Below are 17,415 nucleotides of genomic sequence, written 5' to 3'. Positions count from 1 at the left end.
GGGTGTCTCCGCTGCTCAGGCCGCCGTGATCATCGGCCACAGGCCATCGGCGCCTGCGGCGATGGCGGCGTGTCCCAGGCGGCGGGACCATTCGGCGTCGTTGCCGAACTCGTCGCGCCAGGACCACAGGCGCCGGGTGAGGTGGTGGAGGCTGTGTTCGTGGGTGAAGCCGATGGCGCCATGGACCTGATGGGCGATGGCCGCCGCCACGCTCGCAGCCTCGCCGGTGCGGGCCTTGGCGACGGCGATGCGATGGTCGCCGGCGGGCGCGGTGATGGCTTCCGCCGCCAGATCGGCGGCGGCGGCGGCGGCGGCGGTCTGGCCGGCCAGCACCGCGAGGGATTGCTGGATCGCCTGGAACTTGCCGATGGGCCGGCCGAACTGCGACCGTTCGTTGGCGTACTGCACCGTCATCTCCAGAACCCGCGCCAGCGCCCCGGCGATCTGGATGCTGCGCAGGGCAGCGCCGGCGGCGCGCAGGCCTTCCGGCGTGACACCGGCTGCGGGCGCCACCTGCGACGGCTCCATCACGCAATCGAAGGTCAGGTCGTCGCGCGGCTCCCCGGCGAGATTGGTGCCGGGCGCCACCTCGAAGCGGCCGGCGGGAACCAGCGCGACATGCGGCACGCCGGCGGCCTCGGCGACCACCACGACGCCGGACACCTTGCCGCCCCAGGGCACACGGCGCGCCACCCCGGTCAGCCGCCAGCCGCCGTTTTCCGGCACAAGATCAATAGGGTAAGCCGGCCGGCCGGCGGGGATGGCGGCGGACGCGACCGACAGCGCACCGCCCGGCGCGTCGATGCCGGCGCCGGCCAGCAGGCGGTTCGCCAGCATCGACTCGCCCAGCGGAAGCGGCAGCGCGAAAGCGGCGGCGACGCGGACCGCCGCCAGCGCCTCCACAGGGTCGATGCCGAAGCCGCCCTGGTCCTCCGGGACCAGCGCCAGCGGCAGGCCAAGCTCCTCCACCGCCTTCCAGGCGTCTTGCGGCCACTCACCCGCCTCGGCGCGGGCCAGTTCCCTGGGCGTGACGATGTTCTGGAACAGTCTGGTCGCCGTATCGACGAGGATCCGACCGGTTTCGCTCATCTTCGTCCCCCCAGCTTTGCCGGTTCATTGTCGTTTCACTGTATGAAACGCCTTTTCATTGTTAAAACCGTACAGGGGGATGGTTTGGTTGGCAACCAAATTTGTTAGGGTCACCACCAATAGCCGAGGGGAGAGGAAGGCCAAGCGCCGCATATCCGCGCATGCAGAGGGCGGCCCCGACTGGACCGATAAGCCGGAGAGAAAATGGCCGGGCCGGATCAGCCCTGGGCGCGGAAAACCTCGGCGAGGCGGGCGGCGGTCGCTTTCAGCGGCTCCAGCAGGCGGTCCACCGCCATCTCGTAGGACATGGCGTTGCGCAGCATCAGGATGTTCACCGAGGCGCAGGCGCGCTCGCCGTTCATCACCGGGACGGCGATGGCCCAGACGAGGCCCTCATACTCGCGGTCGCTGTAGGTGCCGTCCATCACGGCGAAGCCGCGCTCCCGCACCTCCGCCAGTATGGCGTCGGCCTCGCCCAGATCGACACTCTCCGCATTCGGTCGGGCGGCGATCTGGGCGAGGATGGCCTGCCGCTCCTCGTCCGGGCAGAAGGCCAGATAGGCGCGGCCGAGCGACGTCGACAGCACCGGCGCCTGATAGCCGGGCCGGCGGTTCAGGGACAGCGGCCCCTGTTCGCGGCTGGTCTGGACGACGATCATGGCGCCGCGATCGCAGATCGCCAGATCCGACGGCCAGCCGATGGATTTGCGGAAGTTCGTCAGGATCGGTTCCGCCGCGGCACCCAGGCTGCGCTGCAGGTCGTAGCCCTGGCTGAGCTGCAGGGTGCGCCAGGAGGGAACATAGGCCGGCCGGCCGGCGACGCGCACGATGTAGCCGGCATGTTCCAGCGTTTCCAGCATCCGCACCACGGTCGCCTTGTCCAGCCCGGTCGCGGCATGGACCGATCCGACCGTCGCCTCCCGCGACGCATTCACCGCCTGGAGGACGTCCAGACCACGCATCAGGGCGACCACGGGTTTAAAGGACGGCATCTCGGTTCCTCCAACTCATGGGCGATGACGAATCATGGCCATCTGTGCGGCCCGGCGGGGGCCGGGGACGTTAGCCGGACCGCGTGGGATTGTACAGGCGGCCGATTGCCATTCCGTTGAGCATTGTAACCCGGCACGCGGCACGCTACCATCGATATGAAAAGCCATTTCACACAGTGAAATGACGGGCGCGGGATCGGCGCTTGCCCGACCGCAAGGCGCCCATCGGACAGCATTCAAGCCGGGACGATCATGAGCACAGAAAAGCACGGGGATTCGCAGGGTGGCGCCGCCGCAGGAATTGAAGGCGGCGGTGCGCTGGCCGGCATCCGCGTCCTCGACCTCAGCCGGGTGCTGGCGGGTCCCTGGGCGTCTCAGGCGCTGGGCGACCTCGGCGCCGACGTCATCAAGGTGGAGCATCCCGGACATGGCGACGACACCCGCGCCTGGGGGCCGCCGTTCCTGTCGGCGGAAGGTGCGGCGGACGGCGATGCGGAGCGGCTGAGCGCCTATTACCTGTCCTGCAACCGCAACAAGCGGTCGATCGCCATCGACATCGCCAAGCCCGACGGGGCCGACATCGTCTGCCGGCTCGCTGCGGACTGCGATGTGGTGATCGAGAATTTCAAGGTCGGCGGCCTTGCCCGCTATGGGCTGGATTATGCCGCCCTGTCACGCGTCAACCCGCGTCTGGTCTATTGTTCGATTACCGGCTTCGGCCAGACCGGCCCATTGGCTCCGCGCCCCGGCTATGATTTCCTGATCCAGGGAATGAGCGGCTTGATGAGCATCACCGGCCAGCCCGAAGGCGAGCCGGGCAGCGAGCCGCTGAAGGTCGGGGTCGCTGTGTCGGACGTCTTCACCGGGCTCTACGCCACGATCTCGATCCTGGCCGCGCTGCGCCATCGCGACCGAACCGGGCAGGGTCAGCATATCGACTGCGCGCTTCTGGATACCCAGGTGTCGGTCCTCGCCAATCAGGCGATGAACTGGCTGGTCGGCGGGATGGTCCCCGGACCGATGGGCAACAAGCACCCGAACGTCGTGCCATACCGCACCTTCAAGGCCCGTGACGGACACGTGATCGTCGCCACCGGCAATGACGGCCAGTTCCGGGCCCTGTGCCGACTGCTGGGTTTGGAGGAGGTGGCGGCCAGCCCGCGCTTCGCCGACAATGGCAGCCGGCTCGCCCGGCGCGACGAACTGGAAGGGCTGCTGGCCGACGCCATCGCAGGCTGGGATCAGGCGGCGCTGATTGCCGCCATGGCGGCGGCCGGCGTGCCCGGCGGGCCGATCAACCGGATCGATCAGGTCTTCGCCGAACCCCATCTGGCCGAACGCGGGCTGGTGCGGGAGATGACGCTGGAGGACGGGCGCAAGGTGCCGGTGGTTGGTTACCCGGCCCGGCTGTCGAACTCCCCCGCGACCTACCGCCGACCGCCGCCCCGGCTGGGACAGCAGACCGCGGAGGTATTGGAGGAGATTCTGGGCTACGGCCCCGACCGGGTCGAGCAGCTGAGGTCGTCCGGCGTGCTGGGCGGATAAGGCTGGAGCGCCCCGATCACCCCGCCGCCACGTCATCCCGGATGCACGACACCGAATGCCCCGGCGCCACCTCGCGCAACGCCCGCGCCTCCGGCTCCGCGCAGGCGGGCAGGGCGAAGGGGCAGCGGGTGCGGAAGACGCAGCCGGACGGCGGGTTCATCGGGCTCGGCACGTCGCCATCCAGCAGCATGCGCGATTTCGGCGCGTCGGGGTCCGGGTCGGGGGCTGCCGACAGCAGGGCCATGGTGTAGGGGTGGCGCGGCCGCTCGTAGAGCCCGTCGCTCGGCGCGATCTCCATCAGGCGGCCGAGATACATCACCGCAACCCGGTCGCTGATGTAGCGCACCACCGCCAGATCATGGGCGATGAACAGCACCGCCAGCCCCAATTCCCGTTGCAGGTCGCCCAGCAGATTGACCACCTGCGCCTGCACCGAGACGTCGAGCGCCGACACCGGCTCGTCCGCGACGATGAAGTCGGGCTCGACCGCCAGCGCGCGGGCGATGCCGATGCGCTGGCGCTGGCCGCCGGAGAACTCGTGCGGGAAGCGGTCCATGGCGTCGGCGGTCAGGCCGACCTTTTCCAAGAGCGCGGCCACGCGGTCGCGGCGGTCGGCGCGGGTGCCGATGCCATGGATCACCAGCGCCTCACCGATGACGTCGCGCACACGCTGGCGCGGATCGAGGCTGGCATAGGGGTCCTGGAAGACGATCTGCATGCGGCGGCGCTGCGCCCGCATCTCGGCCGTCGGCAGACCGGTGATCTCCTGACCGTCGAAGCGGATGGAGCCGCCGGTCGGCTCGATCAGCCGTAGGATGCTGCGGCCGGCCGTGGTCTTGCCCGACCCGGATTCGCCGACCAGCCCCAGCACTTCGCCCCGGTTCAGGTCGAAGGACAGGTCGTCGACTGCCTTGACCCAGCCGACCGGCCGCTGCAGCAGCCCGCCGCGCACCGGAAAGCGCTTTTCCAGATTGCGGACGCTCAGCAGGGGCTCTTCGGACACGGTAACGGCGCTCATTGCACGTCTCTCCAGCGGCGGCAGCGGGCGGAATGGTCGGGGCCGACCGGCTCCAGCACGGGTTCGGCGGCGGTGCAGGCCGGCTCGGCCAGCGGACAGCGCGGGGCGAAGGTGCACCCCAACGGGCGGTTCACCGGGCTCGGGACGCTGCCGGGGATGGCATGCAGCCGGCCGCCGTCACCGCGGCGCTGGCCCAGATGCGGCATGCAGGCCAGAAGCCCGCGGGTGTAGGGGTGTTTCGGCGATTTCAGCAGGGAGCGGACATCGCCTTCCTCGACGATGCGGCCGGCATACATCACCACCACCCGGTGCGCAACCTCCGCCACCACGCCCAGATTGTGGGTGATGAACAGAATGGAGGTGCCGGTCTCCTCCTGAAGCCGACGCATCAGGTCGAGGATCTGCGCCTGGATGGTCACGTCCAGCGCGGTGGTCGGCTCGTCGGCGATCAGCAGGGTGGGACGGCAGGCCAGCGCCATCGCGATCATCACGCGCTGGCGCATGCCGCCCGACATCTGGTGCGGATACTCGTCCAGCCGCCGCTCCGCCGCCGGGATTCCGACCTTCTTCAGCATGGCCAGCGCCTCCGCCCGTGCAGCCCGGCGGTCGAGGCCCTGGTGGTAGCGCAACGCCTCGCCGATCTGGTCGCCGACGGTGTAGACCGGGTTCAGCGAGGTCATCGGCTCTTGAAAGATCATGCCGATCTCATTGCCGCGGACGCTGCGCATGGCGCGCTCGCTGAGGCGGGCGAGGTCGCGCACCTGACCGTCGCGGCCGCGGAACAGGATCTCGCCGCCGGCGATGATGCCGGGCGGCGACGGGATCAGCCGCATCGCCGACAGGCTGGTCACCGACTTGCCGCTGCCGGATTCGCCGACGACGGCCAGCGTCTCGTTGCGGCGCACGGCGAAGGACACGCCGTCCACCGCCTTCGACACGCCGGGATCGGCGGTGAAGTGGGTCTGCAGGTTGCGGATGTCGAGCGTGATGTCAGCGTCCATGACGGGATCCCGGAACTGGAGGTCAGCGGGTGCAGCCGCGCGCCGGCACCGGCCAGTCGCCGACGACCTCGCCGTTGCGGGTGATCGCCATGCGGTCGTGCAGGTTGGTCACCACGCAGACATGGTTGGGCAGGATCATCACGCGGTCGCCGATTTCCGGCTTCGCCTCGCTCTTGCTGAGGTCGACCACCGCATGCTCCTCGTTCACGCGGACGATCACCGCGTCGGGGTAATCGAGGATCAGGCCATAGCCTTCGCCGACCGACGGGGCGACGCGGTCGCTCGACAGCGTCTTGCTGCCGCAATCCAGGACGGCGCGGTCGGCGGTGGGGCGGCTGACCACGGTGGCATGAACATGCACGGCGCACTCGTCCAGCGTTGCCACCCCGGCGCCGACGGTGGCGCGGTCGTGGTAGATGTAGGTGCCGACGCGCAGTTCGGTCACGCCGGGAAGCTCGTGGGTGTCCCAGCAGCCGGGGGTGCCGCCGACCGACACCGTTTCCACCGCGATGCCGGCGCCATCGAGCAGGGCGCGGGTTTCGGCGACGAAGGGCAAGGTGCGGGGGCCGCGCGGGTAGGTCATCAGGCCACGGAAGCGGGTCAGCCCATTGCCGGCGGCACGGCGGGCCAGCGTCAGCACCTCGTCCGGGGTCTGCACGCCGCAACGGCCGTCGCCGCTGTCGAACTCCACCAGGATGCCGATCTCGACGCCGGCCTCGGCCGCGGCGGCGGCCACCGTGTCGAGAGCGACGGCGTTGTCGAGCGCCACGGTCAGCTTGGTCTTGCCGGCGAGGTCCGCCAGCGGCTTCACCTTGGCGGCGCCGACGATGGGGTAGGTCAGCAGGATGTCGGCGCAGCCGGCCTCGGCCATCACCATCGCCTCGCTGATCTTCTGGCAGGTGATGCCGACGGCGCCCAGTTCGATCTGGCGGAGCGCGAATTGGGGAAGTTTGTGGGTCTTGATATGCGGGCGCAGCGCCAACCCGTGCCGGTCGCAGTATGCCTGCATCTTGGTCAGGTTATGCTCGACCCTGTCGAGGTCAATGACGGGGACGGGGGTGTCGAGATCGTCGACGCGCATGGGACCGCTCCGGAACGCAGATTTGGGAAAGGGGCCGATCCCGGCGGTAGAGCCATGGGATCGGCCGTAGGCAAAGGATGTTACGCCGTCGGCAGGACGGCGATGCAGTCGATTTCGACCTGGATGTTGTTCAGCTGGCAGCCGATGGTGGTGCGGGCCGGCGGCTCGGAGGGGAAGAACTCCGAATAGAGCGCATTGTATTCCTGGAAGCGGCCGAGGTCGCTGAGGTAGCTGTTGACCTTCACCACATGGGCGAGGTCGGTGCCGGCGGCCTTCAGGATGATCTCCAGGTTGCGCAGGGTCTGGCGCACCTCGCCGGCGAAATCCTCGGGCAGCGCGCCGGTCTCCGGATGGTGCGGCCCCTGGCCCGACACATAGACGAATCCGTTCGCGACGATCGCGTGGCTGTACTGGCCGGCGGGCTTCGCCCCCTTTTCGGCGAAGATCGGCTTGCGGTTGGTCATCGGGTCCTCACTGGTTTTGAAACTCGGTATCTTGAAAGGTCAGGCGCGGGTCAGGGCCTTGCCCGGACGCGCGCCGGTGTGCCCGCCGTCGCGCAGGACGAACTGTCCGGCGACGAGCACGTCGGTGATGCCGTGGGGCGGGCGCGTCGGGTCCTGGAAGGTCGCGCGGTCCGCCACGTCGGCGGTGAACAGGGTCAGGTCGGCCACCATGCCCGGTCGGATCAGGCCGCGGTCGGACAGGCCGAAGCGCTGGGCCGGGACGGCGGTCATGTGGCGGACGGCGTCCTCCAGCCCCAGCTTGCCTTCGCCGGTGATGGCCCGGGCGAGATAGCGGGGGAAGCTGCCGAAGGCGCGGGGATGCGGCTTGCCGGTCTCGCGCGGCAGCCCGTCCGATCCCAGCATGTGCAGCGGGTGCGACAGCGCGGTTTCCAGATCGGCCTCGGCCAATTGGAACATGACGATGTTGGTGCGGCCGCGGTCGGAGCGGATCAGGCGGACCAGCGTATCGAAGGGCTGTTCCTTCGCCACCTCGGCTATCTCGGTCAGCGACAGCCCTTCCAATTCGCGCAGATCGTCCGCCGAAACGCCGCCGATGCAGACATTCTCCCAGCCGATCAGGCGGATCTTGGATTCCCAGCCGGCGTCGTCGGGCGCCTCGCCGTCCTCCACCGCGCGGCGCAGAGCCGCCAGCCCGTCGGCATCGGCCATGCGCGCCAGCAGCGCCTCCACCCCGCCGGCCAGTGCCGAGGGCGGCAGCAGTTGCAGGATGGTGCTGGAACCGGCCGGGTAAGGGTACATGTCGAAGCTGACGTCGGTGCCGCCCTTGCGGGCGATCTCCAGCCGCTCCACCGCCCGCGGCAGGCTGCCCCAATAAGGCCGTCCGGCGGCTTGCAGGTGGGAGAGCAGGCCGCTGGCTCCGCCGGCCTTCAGCAGGTCGAGGAACTCGTCCACCGAGGCGATCAGTCCGCCTTCGTAGGAACGCACATGGGCGGTCAGCAGGGCGCCGTGTTCGGCCACCACCTCCGCCAGCCGCACCAGTTCGGCACGGTCGGCCCAGGCGCTGGGCGGATAGACGAGGCCGAGCGACAGGCCGTGCGCGCCCTGGCGAAGCTGCTCGGCCAGCAGGGCCGCCATCGCCTCGCGCTCGTCCGCCGTGGCGGCGCGGTTCTGCCAGCCCATGACGGCGAGGCGCAGGGCCGCGTGACCGACCAGCGAGACGAGGTTGATGGCGGTGCCGCACCCGTCGAGCGCCGCGCGGTAGCCGTTGAAATCGGCGAAGGTCTCTTCGCTCGCCACCGTGCCCAGCAGGTTGCCGAAATGCTCGCGCAACGGGGCGGCGCTGTCCGGGCTCTGCGGGTACAGGCCGAAGGAGCAGTTGCCGACCACCACGGTGGTGACGCCCTGCGCCACCTTCTCCGGCCGGCCGGGCTGGCGCAGTTGGATCAGATCGTCGTGGCAATGGGCGTCGATGAAGCCGGGCGCGAGGAAGCGGCCCTGCGCCTCCAGCGGTTCGGCGTCTGGTGCGTCCAGCATCGGGCCGACGGCGGCGATGCGTCCGCGCTCCACCAGCACGTCGGCCGGGAACCAGGGGGCGCCGGTGCCGTCGATGACGCGGGCGCCCTTGATGAGGAAGGTGGCACTCATCTCACTTTACCTTCTGGAGCCGGGGGTCGAGCGCGTCGCGCAGCCCATCGCCGACGATCTGCAGAGACAGCACGGTCAGGACGATGGCGCAGCCGGGGAACAGGATCAGCCAGTCGGCCTGCTGGAAATACTGCTGGGCGCTGGCGATCATGTTGCCCCAGGTCGGGGTGGTCGGCGGCACGCCGACGCCGAGGAAGGACAGCGCTGCCTCCGTCAGGATGGCATAGGCGAAGATGAAGGTGGCCTGCACCAGGATCGGCGACATCAGGTTAGGCAGGATGTGCAGGAAGACGATGCGCGGGGTGGAGGCGCCCAGCGCGGTCGCCGCCTCGATGAAGGGCATCTCGCGCACCACGAGGCAGGCGGCACGGACCACGCGGGCGACGCGCGGGGTGTAGACGATGCCGAGCGCCAGCACGACGTTGTAGAGCGACGGCCCCAGCGCCGCCATGAAGGCGATGGCGAGCAGGATGTCGGGGAAGGCCATCAGCGCGTCGGTCAGCCGCATCAGCAGACCGTCCAGCGGCCGGATATAGCCGGCGGCCAAGCCCATCAGCGTGCCGAGCAGCGTCGCCACCGCCACGACCAGCAGCCCGACCAGCAGCGACAGCCGGGCGCCCAGCATCACGCGGGACAGCACGTCGCGGCCATATTCGTCGGTGCCGAACCAGTGGGCGGCGGACGGCGGCTTCAACCGGCCGAGAATGTCCATCTTCATCGGGTTGAAGGGGGTGATCCACGGTGCCAGCAGCGCCACCGCCAGGATCGCTGCCATGATCAGGAAGGACAGCACCACCAGCCGGCGGCGGAACAGCTGGCGCATCAGCAGGGCGGCCGGCGACCGGCTGCGGCGCGGCTGGGCGGAGGAGGGAAGGGGGACGCTGCCGTGACCGGCGGGGACGCTTGCCATGGAAACCCTCCCTCTCAATAACGGACCCGCGGATCGACCACGGCATAGAGCAGGTCGACCGTCAGGTTGATCAGCACATAGATGGCGGACACCACCAGCAGGGCGCCCTGGATCACCGGATAGTCGCGGCGCAGAACGGCGGAGACGATCAGATTGCCGACGCCGGGCAGGCCGAACACCGTTTCCGTCACGATGGCGCCGGCGATCATCACCGCGGTGGTCAGGCCGATCACCGTCAGGATCGGGATCATCGCGTTGCGCAGCGCATGTTTCAGCACGACGACCAGCGGCGGCAACCCCTTGGCCCGCGCGGTGCGGACGTAATCATGGCTCATCACGTCCAGCATGCTGGTGCGGGTGAAGCGCAGGATCAGCGCCGAATTGGGAATACCGAGGGCGATGGCCGGCAGCACCAGATGCCGCATCCGCTCGATCAGGTCGGCCTCGGGCGGACCATAGCCGGCGACCGGGAACCAGGCATGGTCGACCGCCAGATACTTGATGAGGGTCAGTCCGATCCAGAAACTGGGCACGCTGGCCGCCAGCATGGCGAGACCAACCGCGGTCTGGTCGATCAGCCCGCCGCGCTTGGCCGCTGACAGGATGCCGATGGGCACGCCGATCAGCATGGCGATGCCCACCGACATCATGGTCAGCAGTCCGGTCAGCTCCGACCGTTCGGCCAGCGCCTGCGCCACCGGACGATTCAGGAAGATGGACTCGCCCAGGTCGAAGCGGACGATCTGCCCGAGATAGAGCAGGAACTGCGTCAGCAGCGGCTCGTCGAGCCCCAACCGGCCGCGCAGCGCCGCGATGTCCTCCGGCGTGGCGGCGGAGCCCAGCATGACGGCGGCGGGATCGCCCGGCACCACGCGGGCGATCACGAAGACCACCATGGCGACGAGCAGCATGACGACCATCATGCCGGCGAACCGGCGGACAATGTAAACGAGCATGGTTGCGGTCCCGGACCGAGGGAATCACAGAATTCCCCTCTCCCGTCCCGGGAGAGGGAGGGGACCCGCGCCGACGGCGCGGGGAGGGTGAGGGGCTATCCGAACATGGATCTTGATCCTTGGATCACCCCTCACCCTTCCCATGCTGCGCATGGGCCCCTTCCCTCTCCCGGGGCGGGAGAGGGAATCATCCAACCTCCTCAGCCCTTCAGGTCGGTGTTCCAGAAGAAGGGCCAGGGCGTCGGGGTGTAGCCGGTCAGCTTGTCGCTGCTGGCGGCGAGGTTGTAGAACTCGCCGACCTTGATGCTCGGCACCTCGCTGTAGAACAGCGACTGCAGGGTCACCCATTTCGCCTTGCGGGCCGCCGGGTCCATCTCGCGGTTGAAGGCGGCCAGCGCCTCGCGCTTGGCCGGGCTGTCCCACCAGCCGGGATAGCTGGGGTTCAGCACGGTGATCAGCGACGGTTCCGGCACGAAGGTGTGGTAGGTGAAGAAGGCGTCCCAAGCCTTCTCGTCGCCGCGGCGCTGCAGCAGCGTCGCCCAGTCCAGCACCTGGAGGTCGACCTTGAATCCGGCGAGTTCGAGCTGGGCCTGGGCCACCATGCTCATCTTGTAGAGGAACTCGTACTGCACCGAGGTCATGATGCGGATCGGCTCGCCCTTGTAGCCGGCGGCCTTCAGCAGATCCGCCGCCTTGCCGGATTCATGGTCGGCGTAGGGCTTGGCGCTGGCCGCATCGTAATAGGGCGTGCCCTGGGCGTAGATCGACCCCTCCGCCTGGACGAATTCGGGATCGCCGAAGCCGGCCAGCAGCATGTCATTCGGCTCCAGCGCCGCCAGGACCGCCTGGCGCAGCTTCTGGTTCGCCATGACACCGGTCTTGGTGTTCATGATCATCAGCGGGAAGCCGAAGGGCTTGACGATCACCGGCTTGACGCCGGCCGCGTCCTTGATGCGCGGCAGGGTTTCCGCCGGCAGGCTGTCGGCGAACTGGTACTGGCCGGCCAGAACGCCCGACACGCGGGTGGCGGCGTTCGGCACCGGGACGAAGCGCACCTCGCCGATGTTGGCCTTGCGGCTGCCGGCATAGCCGCTGGGCGTGCCGGCGGGCGAGGCGTAGGCGTCGTGGCGCACCAGCCGGATATACTGGTCGGGCTTGTGCTCCAGCAGCTTGTAGGGGCCGGTGCCGATCAGCGACTTCAGCGCGCCCGGCCCGTCGATCACCGATTTCGGCACGATGGCGGCCGCACCGTTGTTCATCGCCAGGAGCGCGGTCAGCGGCGCGAACGGCTCCTTCAGCGCGATGACGATGCTGTCCGCACCCTTGGCGGCGATGCTCTCCACCAGCGGGGCGACGGTCTTGCCGCGCGGCGAGGCCTTGGTCCAGTGATCCAGCGAAGCGACCACGTCGTCGGCCGTGACGGTGCTGCCGTCATGGAAGGTGACGCCGCCGCGCAGCGGGATGGTGTAGGTCTTGCCGTCCGCCGACACCTGCGGCAGGGCCGACGCCACCAGCGGGGCCAGCTTCCACTCGCCGTCGAAGGTGAACAGCGTCTCGAACATGTGCTGGGTGATGATGCTGACGAGGTCGGACGTGGTGCCGACCGGGTCCAGCGTCGGCGGCTCGCCGATGGTGGCGACGGTGACGACCGAGGCGCCGCCCTGCTGTGCCTGCGCCGGCGTGGTCCAGGTTCCGAGGATTCCAGAGGAAAGCCCGCCGGCGGCCAGCGTCGTGCCGAGGGCGGTGTTGAACAGACGTCGCGTGATCCCTGTCATTTCTGCCTCCCCGACCGTTTGTCCGAAATATCGGACATCGGTCTTGTATTCCAGACAAGGAAACGGTATATCGGACAAAGACCACTGGCAAGCCGAAAATCCGCGTGCTAATCGGTTGTGGGACAGCAGGGAGCGCGGATCAGATGAAGGGCGGCGGAGTGGCGGAAAAGCAGGCGGAAGAGAAGTCGACGGGCCGCGCCCGCGGCATCGACCGCGTCATCGCGCTGATGGAGCATCTGCACAGCCGGCGCGCCCCGACGCGCATCGCCGACATCGCGCGCGACACCGGCACCCCGCGCTCCACCATGTACGAACTGGTCAACACGCTGGTGGAGGCGCGCTGGCTGGAACTGCGCGACGGCGACGGCACGGTCTATTTCGGGCCGGCGATGCATTATTACGGCAGCGATTACCTCGACAGCGTCGACCTGATCCGCAAGGCGCGGGTGGAGGTCGCCCACATCGCGGAGACGGTGGGGGAGACGGCGCAGTTCTGTACGCTGGACGGCGACAAATATCTGGTCGTGCTGAATGAACCGGGCCGGCGCATGTTCCGCATCAGCTCCGAGATCGGCATCAAGGTGCCGATCCCCTGGACGGCGTCCGGCCGGCTGCTGGTCGACCACATGGCGGCCGACGAGATCCGGCGCTTCATCCCGCCGGAGGATTTCGTCCTGCCCGACGGCCGCCGCATCGCCGAGGACGAGTTCCTGGAGGACATCGGCCGCGCCCGCACCCAGGGCTATGTCCGCACCACGGCGCTGGTCGACCGCTTCACCACCTGCCTCGCCGCGCCGGTCCGCGATGCGGCCGGCCGCTGCATCGCCACCATCTGCTTCGTTGTCCCGGCCGACACGACGGAGGAGGCGCAGCAGGGGATGATCGATACGCTGAAGGCCAGCGCGGAAAGGCTGTCGCCCGGGCGGCCCTGAAGCGTTGCCGAGGCCGCGCCTATTCGCCCGCCCCTATTCGTTCTTTGGTTCGAAGCGATAGCGGAAGTCGCAATGGTCGGCGCCCTGCATGATAGTCTGCGTGCGCTCCATCGTGATGCGCGGGTCGTAGCCGGTGCAGAAGGCGGCGTCCCGGTTGCAGGACAGCAGGTGCCCGATCGACCCCAGCCCCATCTCCCGGTACATCTCGGCGTAGCGGCAGCGGGTGACGTTGTAGTCGAAATGGGTTTCGTCCTGCCTCTTCACCTCCAGCCGCAGGGCGTCGTCCTTGGTCCATAGCGGCTGAAGATCGGCGAAGCTTTTCAGGCTGGTGCCTTCGGGCTCGGTCGCGGCGAAGGATTGGGCGGCGGCCAGGGCCGCCTTGGTGATCGCGGCGCCCAGGATCTCCTGTGCCGTGGCCTCGCCCAGCCGGGCGACCATCTCCTCATAGACCGGCTTCAGGATTTCCGCCTCGATGCGGCGGCGTTCCAGGATGCCCATGGTTTGGGTCCCATTGCTTTGGGTCATGGCAGGCTTCCTTCCGTCAGGTGGCGTCACAATGAGCTTCAAAGGCGGGCCTTCAATGCGTGTGGCCGCCGAGATAGGCCTCGGCGATGCGCGGATCGTCGCGCAGTTGGGCGGCCGGACCGGCCAGCACGATGCGGCCATCCTCCAGCACCGCTGCGTGGTCGGCGATGCGCAGGGCGGCGCGGGCGTTCTGTTCGACCAGCAGGATCGACACCCCCTCCGCCCGGATGCGGACGATCAGGTCGAAGATCTGCGCGACGATCTTCGGCGCCAGCCCCAGCGACGGCTCGTCGAGCAGAAGCAGTGTCGGCTTGCGCATCAGGGCGCGGGCGATGCACAGCATCTGCTGTTCGCCGCCGGACAGCGAACCGGCATTCTGGCGCAGGCGCTCGCTCAGGATCGGGAACATCGCCAGCACGCGGTCCAGCTCGCCCAGCCCGACCTCGCCGCCGCCGAGCACCAGATTCTCGCGGACATTCATGTTGGAGAAGATCTGCCGCCCTTCCGGCGCCTGGGACAGGCCAAGCTGGACGATGCGATGGGCCGGCATGTTGGCGATCGGCTGGCCGCGGAAGGTGATGGTCCCCTGCTTTGCGCGGTAGATGCCGGAGACGGTGCGCATCAGCGTGGTCTTGCCGACGCCGTTGGAGCCGAGCACGGCGACGATGGCGCCCTGGGCCACGTCCAGACGGACGCCGTGCAGGATCTCCTGCGGCCCCATGGCGACATGCAGGTCGGTGATGGAGAGCAGCGGCGCGGTCATTCATCCACCCCAAGATAGGCTTCGAGGACGGCCGCGTCGTTGCGGATCGTGTCGGGCGGGCCGTCGGCGATCTTGCGGCCGGAGGCCAGCACCAGGATGCGCTGGCAGATGCCCATCACCAGCGCCATGTCGTGTTCGACCAGCATGACCGTCAGGCCCTGCCCGTGCAGCCGCTTGATGAAGGCGGCCAGATCGCGCGTCTCGGTGTCGTTCAGCCCGGCAGCCGGCTCGTCCAGGATCAGGAAGCGCGGCCGCATGGCGAGCGCGCGGGCGATCTCCAGATATTTGCGCTGGCCGTAGGGCAGGTTGGCCGCCAGTTCCGCCGCGACATGGGTCAGGCCGACCGCCTCCAGCGCCTCCCAGGTGCGGCGGCTGATCTCGTCGGAGTGGGCTCTGCCGCCCCTGGACAAGGGGCCGAACAGGGCGCCGAACGCCCCCTGCGGCAGCGTGCCGACCGCGCCGACCGACACGTTGTCGAAGACCGACATGTTGGGGAAGACGCGCAGGTTCTGAAAGGTGCGGCTGATGCCGAGCCGCGCCACCTGATTGGGCTTCAGGCCGCTGATGGTCCTGCCGGCGAAGGCGACGGTCCCGCCGGACAGCGGGGTGAAGCCGGAAATCAGGTTGAACAGCGTGGTCTTGCCGGCGCCGTTCGGTCCGATCAGGCCGACCAGTTCGCCCTCGTCGACATGGGCGGTCACGTTGCCGACCGCCTGCACGCCGCCGAAACGGCGGCTGACGTTGCGGATTTCAAGAAGATGGGTCATCGCCAGCCGATTCCTTCGCCCTTCCGTTCACCGTCGCCGGTGTGGCGCCACGCCGCACCCAGCTGCCGGCGCACCAGCCGCAGGGCGGACACCTCGCCCAGCAACCCCTTCGGCAGCAGCAGGATGGAGAGGAACATCACGAGCCCGACCATGATGTTGCGGAAATCGCCAAGACCGCGCAGGCCCTCCGGCAGCAGGATCAGCAGCAGCGCGCCGATGATCGCCCCCGGCAGGCTGCCGAGGCCGCCGACCACCACCATCGCCAGGATCAGGATCGATTCCGAGAATTTGAAGTCGCCCGGCGAGATGTAGCCGGTCATGTGCGCCCACAGGCTGCCCGCCACCCCGGCGAAGAAGGCCGACAGGGTGAAGGCCTCCATCTTCAACCGCACGGTGCGCACGCCCATGGCGTCGGCGCACTGGTCATCCTCGCGGATCGAGCGCAGCGCATTGCCGTAATAGGAATGGCTGAGCCGGCTGATCGCGACGACCGACAGCGTCACCACCGCCGCCACCGTGTAGTAGGTGGCGATGCGGCCGGACAGGCTGAACCCGAACAGTTCGAAGCCTCTGGTGACGATGATGCCGTTGGGACCTTTGGTGAAATCCACCCAGTTCAGCATGACCAGATACAGCATCTGCCCGATGGCCAGCGTCGCCACGGCGAAATAGATGCTGACCAGTCGCATGGTCGGCAGCGCCACCAGGAAGGCGACCAGCGCCGCCACCAGACCGGACAGCGGCAGCGTGACGGTGAAGCCCAGCCCCAGCTTGGAGGTCAGCAGCGCCGCCGTGTAGGCGCCGACGCCGTAGAAGGCGGCATGTCCCAGATGCAGCAGGCCGGCCACCCCCGTCACCAGATGCATGGAGGCCGACAGCAGGACGAAGATCAGCGCCAGATTGGCGATCTGGTAGAAATAGCCGCGGTCGAAGCCGGCCAGCAGGGCGGGCAGTGCCGCGAAGACCAGCAGCAGGATCAGCGCAGGAACCAGCCAGCCCCGGCGGCGACCGGCGTGACCGGCGGGCGCGACAGTCTCAAACGCGTTCACGGCGCGCTCCGAACAAGCCGTTGGGGAAGAAGATCAGGGTCAGGATCAGGAAGCCGTAGGCGACCATGTCTGACCAGCCCGACGAGACGAAGGTCGTCGCCATGCTTTCCGAAATGCCGAGGATCAGCGCGCAGATCACCGCGCCGGGGATGGAGGACAGGCCGCCCATCACCATGGCGACGAAGGCCTTGATGCCGGGGGTGAAGCCCATGGCGGGGAAGACCGCGCCGTAATAGAGCCCCATCAGGATGCCGGCCGCCGCCCCCATCATCGACCCGACGACGAAGGTGGTGATGATGGTGCGGTCGGTGTCGATGCCCACATATTTAGCGCCCAGCGGGTTGTTGGACACCGCGCGGATCGCCAGCCCGACGCGGGTGCGCGTCAGCAGATACTGCAGGCCGATCAGCATGGCGGCTGCGACGCCGAAGATGATGAAGTCGCCGGTCACCAGGATCACCGGGCCGACCCGCACCGGCGTGTTGATCAGATACTCGAAGGGGATAGAGCGCATCTGCGATCCGAAGACGATCTCCAGCGCCTCGCGCACCACGATGGACACCGCCAGCGAGGAGAGCAGCGTCGATTCCCGCATCGCCCGCGACTTCAGCGACGCCTCGTCGGTGAAGCGGCGGAACGGCTTGAAGGCCAGCCGCTCCAGCGAGAAGCCGGCCAGCGCCCCGATCGCCAGCGCGCCCAGGATCACCGCCACGATGGGCGGCGCGGTGGCGGAGATCAGCACGAGGCCGGCGAAGGCGCCCAGCGTGTAGATCTCGCCATGGGCGAAGTTGACGACGTTCAGCACGCCGAAGATCAGCGTGAAGCCGATCGCCATCAGCGCATAGGTCATGCCCAGCGACAGGCCGATGGCGAGCTGCTGGAGATAATAGGGATCGAACATGCG

The 17,415-nt window shown here is 68.5% G+C and carries 17 protein-coding genes; 2 read left to right on the top strand and 15 right to left on the bottom strand.

The window, feature by feature from the left end:
- Positions 1 to 15 precede the first annotated feature (15 nt).
- Positions 16 to 1,089, bottom strand: a complete 1,074-nt coding sequence (locus B9N97_RS01355) for an acyl-CoA dehydrogenase family protein (RefSeq protein ID WP_085082561.1) — start codon at positions 1,087 to 1,089, stop codon at positions 16 to 18.
- Between the two features lie 218 nt (positions 1,090 to 1,307).
- Complete coding sequence (locus tag B9N97_RS01350; protein WP_085082559.1) at positions 1,308 to 2,081, bottom strand: IclR family transcriptional regulator domain-containing protein; 774 nt, start codon at positions 2,079 to 2,081, stop codon at positions 1,308 to 1,310.
- Between the two features lie 252 nt (positions 2,082 to 2,333).
- On the opposite strand from B9N97_RS01350, the gene B9N97_RS01345 reads away from it, so the two are divergent.
- On the top strand, positions 2,334 to 3,626 hold the full coding sequence (locus tag B9N97_RS01345) for a CaiB/BaiF CoA transferase family protein (protein ID WP_085082557.1): 1,293 nt from the start codon (positions 2,334 to 2,336) through the stop codon (positions 3,624 to 3,626).
- 16 nt (positions 3,627 to 3,642) lie between these two features.
- Here the strand turns inward: B9N97_RS01345 and B9N97_RS01340 are convergent, their stop codons facing one another.
- From B9N97_RS01340 to B9N97_RS01305, 8 genes are all read right to left on the bottom strand, one after another.
- On the bottom strand, positions 3,643 to 4,644 hold the full coding sequence (locus B9N97_RS01340) for an ABC transporter ATP-binding protein (protein ID WP_085082555.1): 1,002 nt from the start codon (positions 4,642 to 4,644) through the stop codon (positions 3,643 to 3,645).
- Positions 4,641 to 5,645, bottom strand: coding sequence for an ABC transporter ATP-binding protein (locus B9N97_RS01335; protein WP_085082553.1), 1,005 nt, complete (start codon positions 5,643 to 5,645; stop codon positions 4,641 to 4,643). Before B9N97_RS01335 ends, B9N97_RS01340 begins: the two co-directional genes overlap by 4 nt.
- 22 nt (positions 5,646 to 5,667) lie before the next feature.
- Positions 5,668 to 6,726, bottom strand: coding sequence for an alanine racemase (locus B9N97_RS01330; RefSeq protein WP_085082551.1), 1,059 nt, complete (start codon positions 6,724 to 6,726; stop codon positions 5,668 to 5,670).
- An 80-nt stretch (positions 6,727 to 6,806) separates the two neighbouring features.
- Positions 6,807 to 7,190 carry a RidA family protein gene (locus B9N97_RS01325; protein WP_085082549.1) on the bottom strand — a complete coding sequence of 128 codons (384 nt, stop codon included), beginning with the start codon at positions 7,188 to 7,190 and terminating at the stop codon, positions 6,807 to 6,809.
- A gap of 39 nt (positions 7,191 to 7,229) precedes the next feature.
- A complete protein-coding gene (locus B9N97_RS01320; protein ID WP_085082547.1) occupies positions 7,230 to 8,834 on the bottom strand; it encodes an N-acyl-D-amino-acid deacylase family protein in 1,605 nt (534 codons plus the stop codon).
- 1 nt (position 8,835) lies between these two features.
- Positions 8,836 to 9,744 carry an ABC transporter permease gene (locus B9N97_RS01315; RefSeq protein ID WP_143266308.1) on the bottom strand — a complete coding sequence of 303 codons (909 nt, stop codon included), beginning with the start codon at positions 9,742 to 9,744 and terminating at the stop codon, positions 8,836 to 8,838.
- A 14-nt stretch (positions 9,745 to 9,758) separates the two neighbouring features.
- Entirely contained in the window at positions 9,759 to 10,700 is a 942-nt protein-coding gene (locus tag B9N97_RS01310) for an ABC transporter permease (RefSeq protein WP_085082545.1), read from the bottom strand.
- 200 nt (positions 10,701 to 10,900) lie between these two features.
- Positions 10,901 to 12,475: an ABC transporter substrate-binding protein gene (locus tag B9N97_RS01305; RefSeq protein ID WP_085082543.1), complete on the bottom strand. Its 1,575-nt coding sequence runs from the start codon at positions 12,473 to 12,475 to the stop codon at positions 10,901 to 10,903.
- Positions 12,476 to 12,618: 143 nt separating this feature from the next.
- Between B9N97_RS01305 and B9N97_RS01300 the strand changes: the two genes are divergently transcribed.
- Complete coding sequence (locus B9N97_RS01300) at positions 12,619 to 13,407, top strand: IclR family transcriptional regulator (protein WP_085082541.1); 789 nt, start codon at positions 12,619 to 12,621, stop codon at positions 13,405 to 13,407.
- A 33-nt stretch (positions 13,408 to 13,440) separates the two neighbouring features.
- On the opposite strand, the gene B9N97_RS01295 is transcribed toward B9N97_RS01300, so the two are convergent.
- The 5 genes from B9N97_RS01295 to B9N97_RS01275 are packed head-to-tail and all read right to left on the bottom strand — an operon-like array spanning position 13,441 to position 17,412.
- Positions 13,441 to 13,932: an L-2-amino-thiazoline-4-carboxylic acid hydrolase gene (locus B9N97_RS01295; RefSeq protein ID WP_085082539.1), complete on the bottom strand. Its 492-nt coding sequence runs from the start codon at positions 13,930 to 13,932 to the stop codon at positions 13,441 to 13,443.
- 52 nt (positions 13,933 to 13,984) lie between these two features.
- Positions 13,985 to 14,695 (bottom strand): ABC transporter ATP-binding protein, encoded by a 711-nt coding sequence (locus tag B9N97_RS01290; RefSeq protein ID WP_085082537.1) that lies wholly within the window; start codon positions 14,693 to 14,695, stop codon positions 13,985 to 13,987.
- Complete coding sequence (locus B9N97_RS01285; protein ID WP_085082535.1) at positions 14,692 to 15,462, bottom strand: ABC transporter ATP-binding protein; 771 nt, start codon at positions 15,460 to 15,462, stop codon at positions 14,692 to 14,694. The genes B9N97_RS01290 and B9N97_RS01285 overlap by 4 nt, the downstream gene beginning before the upstream one ends.
- On the bottom strand, positions 15,459 to 16,511 hold the full coding sequence (locus B9N97_RS01280) for a branched-chain amino acid ABC transporter permease (RefSeq protein WP_085082533.1): 1,053 nt from the start codon (positions 16,509 to 16,511) through the stop codon (positions 15,459 to 15,461). The genes B9N97_RS01285 and B9N97_RS01280 overlap by 4 nt, the downstream gene beginning before the upstream one ends.
- The gene (locus B9N97_RS01275) at positions 16,498 to 17,412 is read right to left on the bottom strand and encodes a branched-chain amino acid ABC transporter permease (RefSeq protein WP_085082531.1); all 915 of its coding nucleotides are present in this window, start codon (positions 17,410 to 17,412) and stop codon (positions 16,498 to 16,500) included. The genes B9N97_RS01280 and B9N97_RS01275 overlap by 14 nt, the downstream gene beginning before the upstream one ends.
- Between the last annotated feature and the right edge of the window lie 3 nt (positions 17,413 to 17,415).

The organism is Azospirillum oryzae, from assembly GCF_900177515.1.
In the GTDB taxonomy this organism is placed as follows: domain Bacteria; phylum Pseudomonadota; class Alphaproteobacteria; order Azospirillales; family Azospirillaceae; genus Azospirillum; species Azospirillum oryzae_A.
Note: the sequence above shows the minus strand (reverse complement) of the source record. Positions and strands in the feature narration are given on the sequence as shown.